The organism is Mesorhizobium sp. WSM4848 (assembly GCF_055811375.1).
The window spans coordinates 63571-80885 of sequence record NZ_JBVVPX010000014.1; the positions used below are offsets into that span (position 1 = coordinate 63571).

Consider the following 17315-nt stretch of genomic DNA (forward strand, 5'->3'; position numbering starts at 1 on the left):
TCGCCATCTTTGGACTGTCGCCATCTTTTGGACTGTCGCTTGACGAAATCGCTCTCACGGACAACAACGCAGCCATGCTGAATCAGACCAAACCGGATCCCGTTCGGTCGCCCTTGCTGGAGAAAGCGCGGGCGCAAGGCATTCGCCACGGCTATTTCACCCGCGTCGGCGGCGTCTCCAGCGGCATCTATCAGGGCCTCAACATCGGCACTGGCTCGAGCGACGACCAGACGCAGGTCGCCGAGAACCGCCGCCGCGTCGCCGACTGGATGGGCGTGCCATCAAGTCATCTGTTGACCGCCCACCAGATCCATTCGCCCGACGTCGTCATCGCCAGGCAGCCCTTTTCCGGCGAGCGGCCCAAGGCCGACGCCGTCGTCACCGACCGGCCGGGCATCGCGGTGGGCGCCTCGACGGCCGATTGCGGACCGGTGCTGTTCGCCGATGCCGAGGCGCGGATCGTCGGCGCAGCCCATGCCGGCTGGAAGGGCGCCATGTCAGGCGTGCTGGAAAACACCATTGCGGCGATGGAAAGCCTCGGCGCCCGGCGCGAGCGCATCGTTGCGGTTCTCGGCCCGTCCATCGGCCCGGAAAACTATGAAGTCGGCCCGGAATTCGTCGCCCGCTTCGTCGAGGCCGACGCCGGCAATATCAGCTATTTCGCGCCGTCAGCGAAGCCGGAACATGCAATGTTCGACCTCAGCCGCTATACGGTCGATCGGCTGACCAGGGCCGGCGTCACAGCCGATGGGCTCGGCCGCTGCACCTATGCCGAGGAGGATCTGTTCTATTCCTACCGGCGCAGCACCCATCGCAAGGAGCCGGATTACGGGCGGCAGATTTCGGCAATCGTTTTGGAGACAGAATAATGGCGCTGCATTTCGAACGGTCGGAATTTGACGCGCGCCGCGATCGGCTGATGATCGAGATCGCCGAGAAGAAGCTCGATGCCGTCCTTTTGTTTGCGCAGGAGAGCATGTACTGGCTGACCGGCTACGATACGTTCGGCTTCTGCTTCTTCCAGTGCCTGGTGGTGAAGGCAGACGGCTCAATGATCCTGCTCACGCGCTCGGCCGATCTGCGCCAGGCGCGCCACACCTCGATCATCGACAACATCGTGCTGTGGACCGATCGCGACGGCGCCAATCCGGCGATCGACCTGCGCAATTTGCTCAACGACCTCGACCTGCTCGGCGCCCGCATCGGCGTCGAATACGACACCCACGGCCTGACCGCCTACAACGGCCGGCGCCTGGACGAGCAATTGCAGACCTTTGGCCAGATCGCCGACGCGTCCGGCATCGTCAGCCGGCTGCGCCTGTTCAAGAGCCCGGCCGAAATCGCCAAGGTGGAAAAGGCCGCAAATCTCGCCGACGACGCGTTGGACGCGGCCCTGCCGCTGATCAAGCAGGGTGGCGACGAAGCCTTGATCCTCGCCGCCATGCAGGGCGCGATCTTTGCCGGCGGCGGCGACTATCCGGCCAACGAGTTCATCATCGGCTCTGGCGTGGACGCGCTGCTTTGCCGTTACAAGGCTGGCCGCCGCAAGCTGAGCAAGAACGACCAGCTGACGCTCGAATGGGCCGGCGTCTTCCACCATTACCATGCGGCGATGATGCGCACGGTGCTGACCGGCAAGGTGTCGAAACGTCACCAGGAACTGTTCGAAGCTGCGCGCGCCGCACTTCTGGCCGTCGAAAAGGCGATGACGCCCGGAAATACCTTCGGCGACGTCTTCGACGCGCATGCCCGCACGCTCGAAACCCACAATTTGACCAAGCACCGGCTCAACGCCTGCGGCTATTCGCTCGGCGCCCGCTTCACCCCATCATGGATGGACATGCCGATGTTCTATCAGGGCAATCCCGAACCGATCGCGCCAAACATGACGCTGTTCGCCCACATGATCATCATGGACTCCGAAACCGAGACGGCAATGACGCTTGGCCGCACCTATCTGACGACTGAATCGCAGCCGAAGCCGCTGTCCCGCCATGATCTCGACTTGATTGTGCAATGAATCCATAATGGTAAGAATGCAAGAGGCGTTCATCGCCAGGGAGTTTTGAGGCAAATGAGGCGATCGCATGCGACGACCGTGTCATTGCTCGCGGCGCTGACGCTGGCCGCCTGCACCAACGCGAAGGACGTTCTCGAACCCTCGGCCATCGCCCCGCAGTCGACGCAGACCGTGCCAACGCCGGGAAGCGGCGCGGCTGCAACGGCCACCGCACCTGCAACCACCGCCCAGCCTTCCGCAACGGCCCAGCCTTCCGCGACAACACAGCCCGCGACCGAGCTGCCGGCAAAAAGCGCCGCCGTCATCGCACGCACCCGTCTGCAGGTGGCGCCGATCGTCGGCGCCTCGGTGGAAGCCGCCACACCATTGACCGCGCAGCTTCAGACGCGAGCCAAGCAGCGCGGCATCACCTTGGCGGGAAGCGCCGGCCAGACCCCGACGCACGTGCTGAAAGGCTATTTCTCGACGATGTCGGAAGGCAAGGATACCACCGTCATCTATGTCTGGGACGTCTATGACCCGGCAGGCAACCGGCTGCATCGCATCAACGGTCAGCAGAAGGCGCCCTCGGTCAATGATGGCGAAGGCTGGGCTGCTGTCGCGCCGGAAACCATGCAGGCGATCGCCGACCAGACGATCGACCAGTTTGCCACATGGCTTGGCGGCCAGGCGGGCTGACCGGCCGGCTGACATGTTGCCGGCTTTCCTCGCCGTTCATGTTTATTGAGATTAGCCGTCGGATTCCGATCACGACGCTTGCAATACCGGCACGGGCCGCTAAAAGCCCCGACTAAGGGGCTCAAGAGAGTCTGCCAGAGTCTCCATCCTTCACCAGGAACGGTGCATGAAGCTTTTCGCGGGCAATTCCAACAGGGTGCTGGCCGAAGCGGTCGCCCGCTATCTCAACATCCCGTTGGGCAAAGCCAGCGTCAGGCGCTTCGCCGATCAGGAAATCTTCGTCGAAATACAGGAGAATGTGCGTGGCGAGGATGTCTTCATCCTGCAGTCCACCTCGTTCCCGACCAACGATCACCTGATGGAACTGCTCATCATGATCGATGCCTTCATGCGCTCGTCGGCCAAGCGCATCACGGCGGTCATTCCCTATTTCGGTTATGCAAGGCAAGACCGCCGCGCCTCGGGCCGCACGCCGATTTCGGCCAAGCTGGTTGCCAACATGATCACCCGGGCCGGGGTCGATCGCGTCTTGACGCTGGATCTCCACGCCGGCCAGATCCAGGGCTTTTTCGACATCCCGACCGACAATCTCTTCTCGGTGCCGGTCATGGCCCGCGATGTGAAGGCGAAGTACAAGCGGCTTGCCAATGTCATGGTCGTGTCCCCGGATGTCGGCGGCGTGGTCCGCGCCCGCGCCCTCGCCAAGCGCATCGACGCCCAGCTTGCCATTGTCGACAAGCGTCGCGAGCGGCCTGGCGAATCGGAAGTCATGAACGTCATCGGCGACGTGCGCGGCAAGGATTGCCTGCTGATCGACGACATCATCGATTCGGGCGGGACCTTGTGCAATGCGGCCGATGCGCTGCTTGCCGCCGGCGCCACCAGCGTCACCGCCTACACCACCCATGGCGTTTTGTCCGGCGGCGCCATCGCCCGCATCGGCGCCTCAAAACTGCAGGAACTGGTCATCACCGATTCCATCCAGCCGACCCAGACGGTGCTCGACGCCAGCAACATCCGCGTCGTCTCCATCGCCGACCTGATGGGCGAGGCGATCTCGCGCACGGCGACCGAAGAATCGGTGTCGAGCCTGTTCGACTGAAATCTCTGCCCGCGCTAAAGCGCGTCGCACCTTGATTTGCGCATGATCCTTTCGGGGTCATGCGCTAGCGTTCGACACCCTGATGTTGTCCCTTGAGCCGCGCATATAGCCGCGCGGCGACGCCCCCAACATGCGCTTGAACATGGTGATGAAGGCCGGCACGCTGTCATAGCCGAGATCGAGCGCTACCCTCGTGATCGGCTCGCCATCCGCCAGCCTCGGCAAGGCCGCGAACAGGCAGGCCTGCTGGCGCCATGTCGACAGCGACAATCCGGTCTGGCGATGAAAGGCGCGGGTGAAGGAACGGCGGCTCATGCCGACGATATCGGCCCATTCGTCGATCGTCGCATGCGGTGAGGGTGCTGCGACGAAGCGCCGGCACAGTGCCGCAAGCCTTGGATCCGAAGGAAAAGGCAGGCCGAGAGGTCGTTCCGGCAGGTTCGGGATTTCATGCAGCAGCAGGCTCATGATCAGCCCGCCGCGCCCCTCAAGCTCGGCGCCCTGCGGCAGCTTTTCCGATTCCACGATCAGGCTGTGCATCAGATCGGTGATGCCGACGACGCGTAAGCCATCCGGCAGCCCGGCAATGGCGTCCGGCATCACATAGACCGAGCGCATGCTGACGTCGCCAAGCATCTCGACGGAATGCTCGGTGCCGGCAGGAATCCACATCGCATGATCGGGCGGCACCATCCAGCGCCCATGCCGAGTCGTCACCAGCACGACGCCGACAAGCGCGTGCAGCAATTGACTGCGGCTGTGACGGTGCTGCGGCACGTGGTAGCCGTCGGGAAATTCGGTCGGCAGGGCCACCGCCGGCCCGACGGCCTGCTCCAGCCATTGCCAGCGGCGCAACAGCCCGAGATCGGTAGACTGCCCCAGATCGGTAGATTGGCCGAGATCGGTGTCGCCCGCTTTGAAGATTTTGGTGCCATGCGGCATTGGCTATTGGCCCACTCGCGAAACTATTGGACCAAACCACGAAAGAAGTCGCCCGGCAAGTAACTTATAAGGCAGCGGGGCCATAAGGCCGCCTGCGGGAGCGTCCGCCAAAAAGACCATGGAGCCTGCGTTGACCGATACGACAGCCACCACCGCCGCCACGCCGACGACGGCCAGCCACACTTCGGCGCAAGCGACGGCCTTCACCGTCATCCTTGCGGTGAGCTTCTGCCATTGTGTCAACGACATCATGCAGTCGCTGCTGTCGGCCATCTATCCGCTGCTGAAGGACAATTACCGTCTCGATTTCTGGCAGATCGGACTTTTGACCTTCACCTTCCAGGTGACGGCGTCATTGCTGCAGCCGCTTATCGGCATGGTCACCGACAGGCGGCCGATGCCCTATTCGCTGCCCTATGGCATGGCGTCCTCGCTGATCGGCCTGGTCGTGCTGGCCTATGCCGGACACTATTGGCTGCTGCTGATCGGCGCGTCGCTGATCGGCATCGGCTCGGCGATCTTCCACCCGGAATCCTCGCGCATCGCCCGCTTCGCCTCGGGCGGCAGGTTCGGCCTGGCGCAATCGCTGTTCCAGGTCGGCGGCAATCTCGGCCAGGCCATCGGGCCGCTGCTGGCCGCCTTCATCGTCGTGCCGTTCGGCCAGACCAGCATTGCGTGGTTCGCAGCCGGCTCGCTGATCGGCATCATCGTGCTGTGGCGGGTCGGCGGCTGGTACAGCCGGCTGCGCGCCTCGCTCGGCAACCGCAAGCCGGCAGGCTTCGTCTCGCCCTTCCCGCGCCGCAAGGTGATGGGCGCGCTGGCGGTGCTGACCTTGCTGGTGCTGACAAAAAACGCCTACGTGGCCAGCCTCGCCAGTTACTACACCTTCTACGCCATCGATAAATTCGGCGTTTCGGTGCAGATGTCGCAGGTCATGCTGTTCCTGTTCCTCGGCGCCTCGGCGCTGGGCATCCTGCTTGGCGGCCCGTTCGGCGACCGTTACGGGCAGAAGCCGATGATCTGGTTCTCGATCGTCGGCGTGCTGCCGTTTACGCTGGCCCTGCCCTACGCCAATTTCGAATGGACGATGATCCTGACTGTGCTTATCGGCCTGATCCTGTCCTCGGCCTTCTCGAACATCGTCGTCTTCGCCCAGGAACTCGTGCCCGGCCGCGTCGGCATGATCGCCGGCATTTTCTTCGGCTTCGCCTTCGGCATGGGCGGCATCGCCGCCGCCGTGCTCGGCGTCGTCGCCGATATGAAAGGCATCGACTTCGTCTTTCAGGTCTGCTCGTATTTGCCGCTGCTCGGGCTGCTGACGGTTTTTTTGCCGAACATGAAGGAGGCGAGGAAGCTCGAGGAAGAGGGCACGATCACGACACAACCCCAATAGTTTGAAAATGCGGGAGCAAGCAAGCACGAAATTCAAAAGCGAGACACTGACCCGCCTTTGGCTACCCGCCTTTGGCTTGCACCCCGCCCCACCTTCCGCTATAGAGCCGCCACCCGCGTAGACACCCTTGGAGGCAACGCGGCGGAAGGCTGTCCGGCCTGCATGATCCCAAAAAGATTTTGGACCAGATCATGTAACGCCATGACGGCTTTCGACGTTTACGGCCCAGGCATCTCGCCGGCCGCGAACGCTCCAGAACAACGCGAAAGGAAATGCCATGAGCCAAGCTTCTTACGAGCTCAAGGCCGAAGCGCGCGAACAGGTCGGTAAGGGGTCCGCCCGTGCAGTTCGCCGCAACGGTAAAGTGCCTGCAGTAATCTACGGCGACAAGCAGCCTCCCCTGGCGATTGCGCTGACCTACAAGGACATCTACTACAAGATCCATGGCGGCGGGTTCCTGACCACGATCGCCACGATCGATGTCGACGGCAAGAAGATCCAGGTCCTGCCCAAGGACTACCAGCTCGACCCGGTCAAGGATTTTCCGGTCCATGTCGACTTCCTGCGCATCGGCAAGGACACCGAAGTCAATGTCGACGTGCCGGTCCACTTCATCAACGAGGACAAGTCGCCCGGCATCAAGCGCGGCGGCGTGCTCAACATCGTGCGTCACGAAGTCGAGTTCCACTGCCCGGCCAATGCGATCCCGGAATTCATCACCGTCGATCTCACCGGCACCGATATCGGCGATTCGATCCACATCTCGGCGGTCAAGCTGCCGGCCGGCGTCAAGCCGGTGATCTCCGACCGCGACTTCACCGTCGCGACCATTGCCGGCTCCGCGGCGATGAAGCCGGAGGCTGAAGAGACGGTCGAAGCGGCTGAACCCGAAGCGGCTCCTGCCGACGAAGAGAAGTAATCCCTTTCCGCCCGGAGGTGACGATGCTGCTGTTTGCAGGCCTCGGCAATCCGGGCGCGAAATACGCCAACCATCGGCACAATGTCGGCTTCATGGCGGCGGACGCAATCGCCCGCCGCCATTCCTTTTCGCCCTGGTCGAAAAAGTTCCAGGGCCTGATCGCCGAAGGCACGCTTGCCGGCGAAAAAGTCATCCTGATCAAGCCGCAGACATTCATGAATCTGTCCGGCCAGTCGGTCGGCGAAGCTCTGCGCTTTTACAAGCTCGACGCTTCGGCGCTGACCGTCTTTTATGACGAGATCGACCTTGCCGCCGGCAAGGTGCGGGTCAAGGTCGGTGGCGGTTCCGGTGGCCACAACGGTATCCGCTCGCTCGAACAGCATGTCGGCAAGGATTTCCGGCGCGTGCGCATTGGCGTCGGCCACCCCGGCGTCAAGGAAATGGTGCATGGCCATGTGCTTGGCGATTTCGCCAAAAGCGACCGCGAGTGGCTGGACGTGCTGCTCGACGCCATCGCCGACGCTGCCGGACTGCTTGCCAAGGGCGACGACAGTTCCTTCATGAATCGCGTGACGCTGGCCTTGCGCGACAAGCTCACGCCGACTGGCGACGACGACCGCCAGCCAGCCAAGGCACCGAAAGCACAAAGCCACGTTCGCCAGGCGCGACCGCAGCAGCCGGCAGCCAAGCTGCCCGAAACCGGCCCGATGGCCGCCATGCTGAAGAAGCTGTTTGGCGGCAAGGGTTGAGCCTGGCCACGGATCGGGGCTGCAGGGCTTGACGTTCGTCACCCGTTTCGCCCATAGCCCTCATCAAATTTCGATTTCCCGATAGGACCGGATAAAAATGGGTTTCAAATGCGGCATCGTTGGCTTGCCCAACGTCGGCAAGTCGACGCTTTTCAACGCGCTGACCAGGACGGCGGCGGCGCAGGCCGCCAACTATCCGTTCTGCACCATCGAGCCGAACACCGGCGAGGTGGCGGTGCCCGACCCGCGCCTGCAAAAAATCGCCGCGATCGGCAAGTCGAAGGAGATCATCCCGACCCGCATCTCGTTCGTCGACATCGCCGGCCTGGTGCGCGGCGCCTCGAAAGGCGAAGGGCTGGGCAACCAGTTCCTGGCCAATATCCGCGAGGTCGACGCCATCGTCCATGTGCTGCGCTGCTTCAAGGATGACGACATCACCCATGTCGAGGGCCGCATCGATCCCGTAGCCGACGCCGAGACCGTCGAGACCGAGCTGATGCTCGCCGACCTCGACAGCCTCGAGCGCCGCATCGTGCAGTTCCGCAAGCGCGCTTCCGGCAAGGACAAGGAGGCGCTGACCGTGCTTCCGATGATGGAAGCCGCCCTTGAGCTCCTGCAGGCCGGCAAGCCGGCCCGTATCCTGCTCAAAAATATCTCCGGGGAGGATCTGCGCATCCTGCAGGGGCTGAACCTGCTGACATCGCACCCGGTGCTCTATGTCTGCAACGTCGCCGAGGCCGATGCTGCCACCGGCAACGCACACACCAAAGCGGTCGAACAGATGGCTGCCGCGCAAGGCGCCCGCACCGTGGTGATTTCGGCGGCGATCGAAGCCGAGGTCGCGCAGCTCAGCGACGAAGAGGAAATGGAATTTTTGGCAACGCTGGGCCTTGAGGAACCCGGCCTGAACAAGGTCATCCGCGCCGGCTACGAGCTGCTGCAGCTCATCACCTATTTCACCGTCGGGCCGAAGGAGACGCGCGCCTGGACCGTGCACAAGGGCGCCAAGGCGCCACAGGCGGCAGGCGTCATCCACACCGATTTCGAGCGCGGCTTCATCCGCGCCCAGACCATCGCCTACAACGACTTCGTCACGCTGGGCGGCGAAGTGGCGGCCAAGGAAGCCGGCAAGGCGCGCGACGAAGGCAAGGAGTATGTCGTCCAGGACGGCGACATCATGCTGTTCAAGTTCAATACTTGAGCTGACCGACGGCGCCTTCTTCTCCTTCTCCCCTTCTTGTGGGAGAAGGAAGAGACTGCGTTTCCGCGTCGCTTGACTGCCCGCAATGCCCGGTCTAAGGGGCGTCTGTCCCGCAAACGACGCGCCCGCTCGAACCCATCCTTTTGGCCTCAGCAAGGGAGACCCTGGCGATGATCAAGGCATTCGTCGTGGACAATGATCGCCTGCGCCTTGCCGACGATCTCTTGGCAAACAGCGACCAAATCGTCTGGGCCGATCTTGTGAGCCCGACAAAGGAAGAGGAAGCGGCCATCGAGGCCTGGCTCGGTGTCGCCATTCCGACGCGCGAGGAGATGGAGGAGATCGAGATTTCGAGCCGCCTCTATGTCGAGGACGGTGCCTATTTCATGACCGCCATTCTGCCGGCCCAGACCGAGGCCGACGATCCCTTGATGTCGCCGGTCACCTTCGTGCTGGCCGGCAACAGGCTGATCACGGTGCGCTACCACGAACCGAAGGCCTTCAAGACGTTTCCGCAGCGTGCCGAGAAGGTGGCGACCGGATGCACCAGCGGCGACACCATCCTGATCGGCCTGCTGGAGGCGATCGTCGACCGCCTCGCCGACATTCTGGAGCGTGCCGGCCGCGACATCGAGACGATCTCGCGCGACATCTTCCAGCCAAGCTCGACCAAGGCGTCGAAGCGCAATCGCGATTTTCAGGAATTGCTGAAAGCCATCGGCCGCAAGGAGGACATCGCCTCCTCGATCCGCGACAGCCTGATCTCGCTGCAGCGGCTCGCCGGCTTCCTCACCCACGCCTCGACCCAGACCAGGATGAGCAAGGACATCCGCGCGCGCATCAAGACCCTGTCGCGCGATGTGCTGTCGCTCGCCGACCACGCCACCTTCCTGTCGCAGAAGATCAACTTCCTGCTCGACGCGACGCTGGGCATGATCTCGATCGAGCAGAACGCCATCATCAAGATCTTCTCCGTCGCCGCGGTCATCTTCCTGCCGCCGACGCTGGTCGCCTCGATCTACGGCATGAATTTCAATGTCATGCCCGAACTGACCTGGAACTTCGGCTATCCCTTCGCCATCGGCTTGATGATCCTGTCGGCGATCCTGCCGTTCTGGTATTTCCGCCGCCGCGGCTGGCTGTAGGGCCCTTTGTTCCGTTGGAGGCGATGGCGTGGCTCAGCAGAAATGACTTGACCAAAGTGTGCCCCGCCTGCATCCGGGAACCCCGATCCATCGTACAATCTTGAACCGAATTCCAGACCATGACCGGAAAGAGCCTCCAGACCATGACCGGAAAGAATTCCAGACCATGAGCGGAAAAACTTGGGCCTATGAGGATTTCGTCGAGGGCGCTTCGCTCGACCTCGGCACGAAGCTGGTGAGTGCGGCCGAGATCATCGAATTCGCGCAAGAGTTCGATGCGCAGCCGATGCATCTCGACGAGGCGGCGGGCAGGGCCAGCATCCTTGGCGGGCTGGCCGCCTCCGGCTGGCACACCTGCGCAATGTTCATGCGCATGCTGTGCGACGCCTTCCTGCTGGACTCGACCTCGCAAGGCGCCCCTGGCGTCGACCAGGTCCGGTGGAAGAGGCCGGTGCTGGCCGGCGACATATTGAGCGGCAACACCACCGTGCTTGCCAAGCGTCTGTCCAGGTCCAAGCCGCAGCTCGGCCTCGTCACCTTGCGCAGCGAGCTTTTCAACCAGCGTGGCGAAGGCGTCTTCGAACTCGAGAACACGGTCATGTTCCTCGCCCGTGATGCCGCACAGGGCCGCTCATGACATTGGATGAGTTCTTCCGCATCGGCGTCACCGTCACCCTCGGCTCGCATAGATTCGAGCCCGAGGCGATCAAGGCGTTCGCCAGGAAATACGATCCGCAGATATTCCATCTCGACGAAGAGGCGGCGAAGAACAGCGTGTTCGGCGGCCTGTGCGCCTCCGGCTGGCACACAGCTGCAACCTGGATGAAGTTGAACCTCGAGACCGGCGTGGAAGCCGAGGGCGCCCGCTGGGCTGGCGCTGGGCCCGCCCCCGAATTCGGCCCCTCGCCCGGCTTCAAGAACCTCAAATGGCTAAAACCCGTCTATGCCGGAGAAACCGTGACCTTCACCCGCACCGCGCTTGCCCACCGCCCCATCGCATCGCGGCCGGGCTGGCGCGTGCTGACGCTGCGCTCGGAGGCTTTCGATTCGATCGGCGACAAGGTCATCGAGTTCGAAAGCGCCGTGCTGGTGAAGGTGGAATAGTCTCTTCCTTCTCCCCTTGTGGGAGAAGGCAAGAGCTGCACTTCAATGCCCTTCGAACCCGATCAGCGTCCTGACCGGCACGCCGAGCGCCTCGAGCTTCTCGCGACCACCGAGGTCCGGCAGGTCGATGACGAAGCAGGCGGCGAGGATGTCGGCGCCGATCTGCCGCAGCAGCTTGACCGCTGCCTCTGCCGTGCCGCCGGTGGCGATCAAATCGTCGACGAGGATCACCTTCTCACCCGGAGACACGCCATCCCTGTGCATCTCCATCTCGTCCAGCCCGTATTCGAGGCTGTAGGCGACGCGCACCGTCTCGTAAGGCAGCTTGCCCTTCTTGCGGATCGGCACGAAGCCGGCCGAGAGCTGGTGGGCGACGGCGCCGCCAAGGATGAAACCGCGCGCCTCGATGCCGGCGATCTTGTCGATCTTCTGGCCGGCATAGGGATGCACCAGTTCGTCGATGGCGCGGCGGAAGGCGCGCGCATTGCTTAAAAGCGTGGTGATGTCGCGAAACAGGATGCCCGGCTTGGGATAATCCGGAATGGTGCGGATCGCGGCAAGCAGCGTGTCTTCGAGCGAAGGTTTCATGGGGCGGCTCCGGGCGTTCGTCAGACTTGACGAAACGAAAAAGGAATTTTGGCCGATGGTAACCCGGCGCGGCCGGCGACGGCTACCGCGATGTGGCGGCTGGAAGAAAATTGTCCGGCAAAGGACTGGAGCCGACGGCCTTCGGAGGCAGTCCTCAGAACATGCAAAAAGGGCGCCCTTCGACGCCCTTTTGATCTCGTGGTTTTCCGTAGCTCAGTGCGCCACGCCGGCCCACACCTTGCGCTTGGTCAGATAGACCAGCGCGCCGAACAGCAACAGGAAAACCAGCACGCGAAAGCCAGTCTTCTTGCGGGCTTCCAGATGCGGCTCGGCTGCCCACATCAGGAAGGCCGACACGTCGCGGGAATACTGGTCGACCGTCTGCGGCGAGCCGTCGTCATAGGTCACCTGATCGTCGGAAAGCGGATTGGGCATCTTCAGCGAAACGCCGGCTATGAAGTACGGATTGTAGTGGGTGCCTTCCGGTATCTCCATGCCCGCCGGCGGTTGCTCGTCATAGCCGGTCAGCAGCGAGTGGATGTAGTCGGGACCGCCCTGGGCGTATTGCGTGAAGATGTCGAAGACGAAGCGCGGAAAACCGCGCGTGACGCCGCGCGCCTTGGCCAGCAGCGACATGTCGGGCGGGGCGGCCCCGCCATTGGCGGCCGCTGCCGCCTGATCGTTGGGGTACGGCGCCGGGAAATAGTCGGACGGTATGCCGGGACGATCGAACATCTCGCCGGCGTCGTTGGGGCCGTCATTGATCGTGTACTCGGCGGCCAGCGCCTTGACCTGCGCTTCCGAATAGCCAAGATCTTCGAGTGTGCGGAACGCCACCAATTTCATCGAATGGCAGGCGGCGCAGACTTCCTTGTAGACCTTCAGCCCGCGCTGCAACTGCGCCTTGTCGTAGGTGCCGAAAGGGCCGGCGAAGCTCCAGTCCATCTCCTTCGGCTGGTGTATCGGGAAATGCGTCGGCTCGGCTTCGCTGTGCGCCTCCTCCTGGGCGATCGCCCCGGTGGTCGCGGCCGCAGTGCCTGCCAGAACAAGGCCGAGCAGCGCCAGCGAGGTGAGAATCATCTTCATACCAAATCCCCTTGAGATTCTCTGGCGCGCTGTCGTCGTCCCGAGCATGATCTTGTCCGAAAACCGGTCTCCACTTTTCGGGATCATGCTCAGCCCTTGGTTTCCGGCGCGGCTGTCGCGCGAGCCGGATGCCCGCCACCGCCACCCTTGTTCTTCTCGAGAACTGCCTCGGTGATCGAGTTCGGCAATCGCCGCGGGGTTTCGATCAGGCCAAGCACCGGCAGCGCGACCAGGAAGAAGGCGAAATAGAACAATGTCGCCATCTGCGCCATGAAGACATAGCTGCCCTCGGCCGGCTGTGAGCCCAGCCAGCCAAGTAGGACGGCATCGATCACGAACAGCCAGAAGAACAGCTTGTACCAAGGCCGGTAGACCGCCGAGCGCACTTTCGAGGTGTCGAGCCACGGCACCAGGAACAGCATGGCGATGGAGCCGAACATTGCGAGCACGCCACCCAGCTTGGAGTTGATCGGCCCGATATTGAAGGTGATGGCGCGCAGGATCGCGTAGAACGGCAGGAAGTACCATTCCGGCACGATGTGGGCCGGCGTCTTCAGCGGGTCGGCGACGACGTAGTTGTCCGGATGGCCGAGAAAGTTCGGCAGGTAGAAGACGAAATAGGCGAAAATGAACAGGAACACCAGCATCCCGAACGCGTCCTTGATGGTCGCGTAAGGGGTGAAGGCGACGGTATCGGTCTTCGATTTGACCTCAATGCCGGTCGGGTTCGACTGGCCGACCACATGCAGCGCCCATATATGCAGCACGACGACGCCGGCGATCATGAACGGCAGCAGATAGTGCAGTGAAAAGAAGCGGTTCAGCGTCGGGTTGTCGACAGCGAAGCCGCCGAGCAGAAGCTGCTGGATCCATTCGCCGACCAGCGGGATGGCGGTGAAGAAGCCGGTGATGACGGTCGCGCCCCAGAACGACATCTGTCCCCAGGGCAGCACGTAGCCCATGAAGCCTGTCGCCATCATCAGCAGGTAGATGATGCAGCCGAGGATCCACAGAAGCTCGCGCGGCGCCTTGTAGGAACCATAGTAGAGGCCGCGGAAGATGTGGATGTAGACGGCGACGAAGAAGAACGACGCGCCATTCGAATGCAGATAGCGCAGCAGCCAGCCCGAATTCACGTCGCGCATGATCTTCTCGACTGAATCGAAGGCGAGACTGCTGTCCGCCGCGTAGTGCATGGCCAGCACGATGCCGGTCAGCATCTGCGCCGCCAGCATGGTCGCCAGGATGCCGCCGAAGGTCCACGCATAATTGAGGTTGCGCGGCACCGGATAGGCGACGAAGCTGTCATAGACCAGCCGCGGCAGCGGCATGCGGGCGTCGAACCAGCGTCCGATACCGGTCTTGGGCGTATAGGTCGAGTGTCCCTCGCTCATCGAAATGTCCCCTCGCCTCAGCCGATACGGATCTTGGTGTCGGAAATGAACTGGAACACCGGCACCGACATATTCTCCGGCGCCGGCCCGCCGCGGACGCGGCCGGAGGTGTCGTATGTCGAACCGTGGCACGGGCAGAACCAGCCGCCGAACTCGCCTTCCTGGCCGAGCGGGATGCAGCCGAGATGGGTGCAGACCTGGACCATCACTATCCAGGCTTCCTTGCCCGGCATGGTGCGGTTGGCGTCCGTCGCCGGCGCATCGGCCGGCAGATTGGCGTTGCGGGCGAGCGGATCCTTGAGCTCGGCCAGATTAACCGCCTCGCCGTCCTTCATCTCTTGTTCAGTGCGGTTGCGCACCACCACCGGCTTGCCGCGCCATTTCACGACAAGCGACATTCCCGGCGTCAGCGAGGAGACGTCGACCTCGACCGAGGCCAGCGCCAGCGTCGAGGCGTCCGGGCGCATCTGGTCGATGAACGGCCAGGCGACGGCACCCGCGCCGACCACCGCGGCCATGCCCGTGGCGACATAAAGAAAATCACGACGGTTGGGATCCTGGATGTCGGTTGCGCTCACGGGTGCCTGATCCTTTCGCCTCTTCCGTGCCGGTGGCCGAGGCTTGTTCCCCGCTCTTTCACGCCAACCCGACAGCGCATGGCGAACAGGCTAGCGAATTCCTCCGGCAATTGGACTTCGGTTTATGCGTGAAGCCCGTTTTTGTCCAGACGGGTGAAGGCACAAGGGCAGATTGTCGCGGGGACGCAATTCGGCGTCGGGCGACATGGTGGCGAAGACGGCGAAACCACAGGAAAACAATGGCAAAACCGGCGCCGGTGTTTGCCTCGACAGGAGACCCAGCCTCGGTCTATCCTCGGCTCATGGCGCATGTCATCGACCGCGACAAATGGGCCAGGACGCCCGACCGCTGCCTCGCCGTGCTTGTCCCAAGCCTCGCCGCCTTGGTCGTTAGCCTTCTGGCGGTCGCCTTGGCATTGCTATAGCAAGGAGATGGCTGTCCTGCGTAGGGCGGCGGCTCCGCGACTGCTGGCCTCTTCAGTTGCATTCGGATGCGGACGGAGTATCCTTAAGTTTGGGCGCTGGACGTTGCTGCGCCTAGTGCTCGGGCGTCCTCGCACGAGCGAAATTGGGGAGTGGCAGGCATGTCCGTGGCAATGCATCCGGCGGCGCCGCATCATCTCCCGCCTTTCATAACGGCCCCCGGCGAGACCGATGTGTTGTTCACGGGGTCGGTCATCTTCCTTGTGCTGGCCGTGATGGGGATTGGAAGTTTGTACTTCTGGCTCCATTCCTTGCCGGAGCGCATGTCCCACGGCGGCAGTCAGATCCAGTTCCAGCTGGTGGCGGTGCTGTCGCTGCTGGCGTTGTTCACCCACATCCATGCGTTCTGGATTGCCGCGCTGTTTCTGGCGCTCGTCCCCGTGCCCGACTTCTGGACGCCCCTGGCCAGCATGGCCGACTCGCTCGCCAGAATGGCGACGGGGCGGTTTCGATCCCCCGCCGCGGAGGCGCCGTCTGAGCTGGCTCCCGAGGTGCTTGCCAACTATACGCCGGTCAAAGTGGAGGCCGTACCTCCTCCGACCCCCTTGGAGAAAGCCCGAAGCGACCCCCGCGACGAAATCGCCAAGACGCATGCGCCGGAGCCGTCCGACCGCAATCAGCGCCAGCCGGTGTCAGTGGGAGGTCATGAACGATGATCGAGGTTCTGCTTTGTTCGGTCCTGACCGTCCTGCCCGATTTTCTCGTCCGCCGCTTCGTACAGGGAAAGAGGATTGGTCACGAGATCACGCTCTATTCTGTATGGTATGAGCTGCGATACGGGATAACGGCGTGCATAGCTCTGACAGTGATTCTGCTGACGCTCATTCTCTACTATCATCCGTCGACGTCGAGTGCGATTTCGTTCTTTCGCACCATTCCCATCCTCCCCGAAGGCTCCGGCCGCGTCGAGGAAGTCTATGTGGGCATAAGGGACAAGGTCGAGGCTGGCCAGCGCATCTTCAGGCTTGACAGCTCGGAGCAGGAAGCGGCGCTCGAGACCGCGCGACGGCGCATATCGGAGATAGACGCTGGTTTCGAATTGGCAAAAACCGAGCTGGTAGGGGCCGACGCCCGCATTCAGGAAGCGCAAAGCTCGTACAAGCAGGCCTTGGACGAACTCGAAACCAAGACCGAACTTCAACGGCGAAACGCCAGCACGGTCGCGCAGCGCGAGATCGAAAAGCTCGCCAACATCGTGGAAGGGCGGCAGGCCGCCATTTCCGCGGTCATGGCGAGCAAGCAGTCCGTCGAATCGCAGATTTCGTCCGTGCTGCCGGCGCAGAAGAAAAGCGCCGAGGCGGCGGTTGCCCAGGCCCAGGTCGAACTGGACAAGACCGTCGTCTACGCCGGGGTCGCCGGCACTTTGGAGCAATTCACCCTGCGCAAGGGAGACATTGTAAATCCCTTTATGCGGCCCGCCGGCGTTCTCATACCGGCGGAAGCCGGAAGGAAGGCGCTTATAGGGGGCTTCAGCCAGCTCGAAGCCCAGGTCATGAAGGTCGGCATGGTTGCCGAAGCGACTTGTATTTCGATGCCTCTGACGATCATTCCGATGGTGGTCACCGAGGTTCAGGATCTCATCGCGACCGGTCAGGTTCGGGCGTCGGATCAGTTGATCGACGCCCAACAGGTGGTCCGGCCCGGAACGATCACCGTCTTTCTCGAGCCGCTGTTCGCGGGAGGGTTCGATGGCGTGCCTCCAGGCAGCAGTTGCATCGCCAACGCCTACACCAACAATCACGACCGACTTGCCGAGGAAGATTTGGGCACAGCGCACTGGCTGTTCCTGCACGTCATAGATACGGTCGGGCTGGTGCATGCGATCATATTGAGATTCCAGGCGCTCCTTCTTCCGGTGCAAACACTCGTCTTTTCGGGCGGGCATTGAGGAACCGACGCGCCGTCGAACATGCGGCCAAAGGAAATACCGTCA

19 protein-coding genes are annotated in these 17315 nt (G+C 62.7%); 14 read left to right on the plus strand and 5 right to left on the minus strand.

Annotation, left to right across the window (positions count from 1 at the left end):
• The first annotated feature begins 74 nt into the window (after positions 1–74).
• The 4 genes from pgeF (at position 75) to AC0L16_RS15270 (ending at position 3800) form a co-directional block, all read left to right on the plus strand.
• Positions 75–869 (plus strand): peptidoglycan editing factor PgeF, encoded by a 795-nt coding sequence (gene pgeF / locus AC0L16_RS15255; RefSeq protein ID WP_473621683.1) that lies wholly within the window; start codon positions 75–77, stop codon positions 867–869.
• Positions 869–2020, plus strand: a complete 1152-nt coding sequence (locus AC0L16_RS15260) for a M24 family metallopeptidase (protein WP_473621685.1) — start codon at positions 869–871, stop codon at positions 2018–2020. Before pgeF ends, AC0L16_RS15260 begins: the two co-directional genes overlap by 1 nt.
• Before the next feature lie 54 nt (positions 2021–2074).
• Complete coding sequence (locus AC0L16_RS15265; RefSeq protein ID WP_473621686.1) at positions 2075–2698, plus strand: hypothetical protein; 624 nt, start codon at positions 2075–2077, stop codon at positions 2696–2698.
• A 166-nt stretch (positions 2699–2864) separates the two neighbouring features.
• On the plus strand, positions 2865–3800 hold the full coding sequence (locus AC0L16_RS15270; RefSeq protein ID WP_473621687.1) for a ribose-phosphate pyrophosphokinase: 936 nt from the start codon (positions 2865–2867) through the stop codon (positions 3798–3800).
• Positions 3801–3857: 57 nt separating this feature from the next.
• On the opposite strand, the gene AC0L16_RS15275 is transcribed toward AC0L16_RS15270, so the two are convergent.
• Complete coding sequence (locus tag AC0L16_RS15275) at positions 3858–4742, minus strand: AraC family transcriptional regulator (protein ID WP_473621688.1); 885 nt, start codon at positions 4740–4742, stop codon at positions 3858–3860.
• A gap of 130 nt (positions 4743–4872) precedes the next feature.
• Here AC0L16_RS15275 and AC0L16_RS15280 point away from each other — a divergent pair, with 130 nt between their 5' ends.
• The 7 genes from AC0L16_RS15280 to AC0L16_RS15310 all read left to right on the plus strand — a co-directional run bounded on the left by AC0L16_RS15280 (position 4873) and on the right by AC0L16_RS15310 (position 11253).
• The gene (locus tag AC0L16_RS15280) at positions 4873–6135 is read left to right on the plus strand and encodes an MFS transporter (protein WP_473621689.1); all 1263 of its coding nucleotides are present in this window, start codon (positions 4873–4875) and stop codon (positions 6133–6135) included.
• A 277-nt stretch (positions 6136–6412) separates the two neighbouring features.
• Positions 6413–7054 carry a 50S ribosomal protein L25/general stress protein Ctc gene (locus AC0L16_RS15285; protein ID WP_023799895.1) on the plus strand — a complete coding sequence of 214 codons (642 nt, stop codon included), beginning with the start codon at positions 6413–6415 and terminating at the stop codon, positions 7052–7054.
• Between the two features lie 23 nt (positions 7055–7077).
• Positions 7078–7803, plus strand: a complete 726-nt coding sequence (pth, locus tag AC0L16_RS15290; RefSeq protein ID WP_473621691.1) for an aminoacyl-tRNA hydrolase — start codon at positions 7078–7080, stop codon at positions 7801–7803.
• Between the two features lie 97 nt (positions 7804–7900).
• A complete protein-coding gene (gene ychF / locus AC0L16_RS15295) occupies positions 7901–9004 on the plus strand; it encodes a redox-regulated ATPase YchF (protein ID WP_473621692.1) in 1104 nt (367 codons plus the stop codon).
• A 170-nt stretch (positions 9005–9174) separates the two neighbouring features.
• Positions 9175–10149 carry a magnesium/cobalt transporter CorA gene (gene corA / locus AC0L16_RS15300; RefSeq protein WP_473621693.1) on the plus strand — a complete coding sequence of 325 codons (975 nt, stop codon included), beginning with the start codon at positions 9175–9177 and terminating at the stop codon, positions 10147–10149.
• A gap of 166 nt (positions 10150–10315) precedes the next feature.
• Positions 10316–10786: a MaoC family dehydratase gene (locus AC0L16_RS15305; RefSeq protein ID WP_473621695.1), complete on the plus strand. Its 471-nt coding sequence runs from the start codon at positions 10316–10318 to the stop codon at positions 10784–10786.
• A complete protein-coding gene (locus tag AC0L16_RS15310) occupies positions 10783–11253 on the plus strand; it encodes a MaoC family dehydratase (protein WP_473621696.1) in 471 nt (156 codons plus the stop codon). Before AC0L16_RS15305 ends, AC0L16_RS15310 begins: the two co-directional genes overlap by 4 nt.
• Positions 11254–11295: 42 nt before the next feature.
• Here AC0L16_RS15310 and AC0L16_RS15315 read toward each other — a convergent pair whose 3' ends face one another.
• The 4 genes from AC0L16_RS15315 to petA all read right to left on the minus strand — a co-directional run bounded on the left by AC0L16_RS15315 (position 11296) and on the right by petA (position 14899).
• The gene (locus AC0L16_RS15315) at positions 11296–11841 is read right to left on the minus strand and encodes an adenine phosphoribosyltransferase (protein ID WP_473621697.1); all 546 of its coding nucleotides are present in this window, start codon (positions 11839–11841) and stop codon (positions 11296–11298) included.
• 213 nt (positions 11842–12054) lie between these two features.
• The gene (locus AC0L16_RS15320; protein ID WP_473621699.1) at positions 12055–12927 is read right to left on the minus strand and encodes a cytochrome c1; all 873 of its coding nucleotides are present in this window, start codon (positions 12925–12927) and stop codon (positions 12055–12057) included.
• An 89-nt stretch (positions 12928–13016) separates the two neighbouring features.
• Positions 13017–14321, minus strand: a complete 1305-nt coding sequence (locus tag AC0L16_RS15325; protein WP_473621700.1) for a cytochrome b — start codon at positions 14319–14321, stop codon at positions 13017–13019.
• A 17-nt stretch (positions 14322–14338) separates the two neighbouring features.
• Positions 14339–14899 (minus strand): ubiquinol-cytochrome c reductase iron-sulfur subunit, encoded by a 561-nt coding sequence (petA, locus tag AC0L16_RS15330; RefSeq protein ID WP_455837937.1) that lies wholly within the window; start codon positions 14897–14899, stop codon positions 14339–14341.
• A 239-nt stretch (positions 14900–15138) separates the two neighbouring features.
• Between petA and AC0L16_RS15335 the strand changes: the two genes are divergently transcribed.
• The 3 genes from AC0L16_RS15335 to AC0L16_RS15345 all read left to right on the plus strand — a co-directional run bounded on the left by AC0L16_RS15335 (position 15139) and on the right by AC0L16_RS15345 (position 17270).
• Entirely contained in the window at positions 15139–15324 is a 186-nt protein-coding gene (locus tag AC0L16_RS15335) for a hypothetical protein (protein WP_473621701.1), read from the plus strand.
• Between the two features lie 159 nt (positions 15325–15483).
• Complete coding sequence (locus AC0L16_RS15340) at positions 15484–16038, plus strand: hypothetical protein (RefSeq protein ID WP_473621702.1); 555 nt, start codon at positions 15484–15486, stop codon at positions 16036–16038.
• Positions 16035–17270: an HlyD family secretion protein gene (locus tag AC0L16_RS15345; RefSeq protein ID WP_473621703.1), complete on the plus strand. Its 1236-nt coding sequence runs from the start codon at positions 16035–16037 to the stop codon at positions 17268–17270. Before AC0L16_RS15340 ends, AC0L16_RS15345 begins: the two co-directional genes overlap by 4 nt.
• Positions 17271–17315 lie beyond the last annotated feature (45 nt).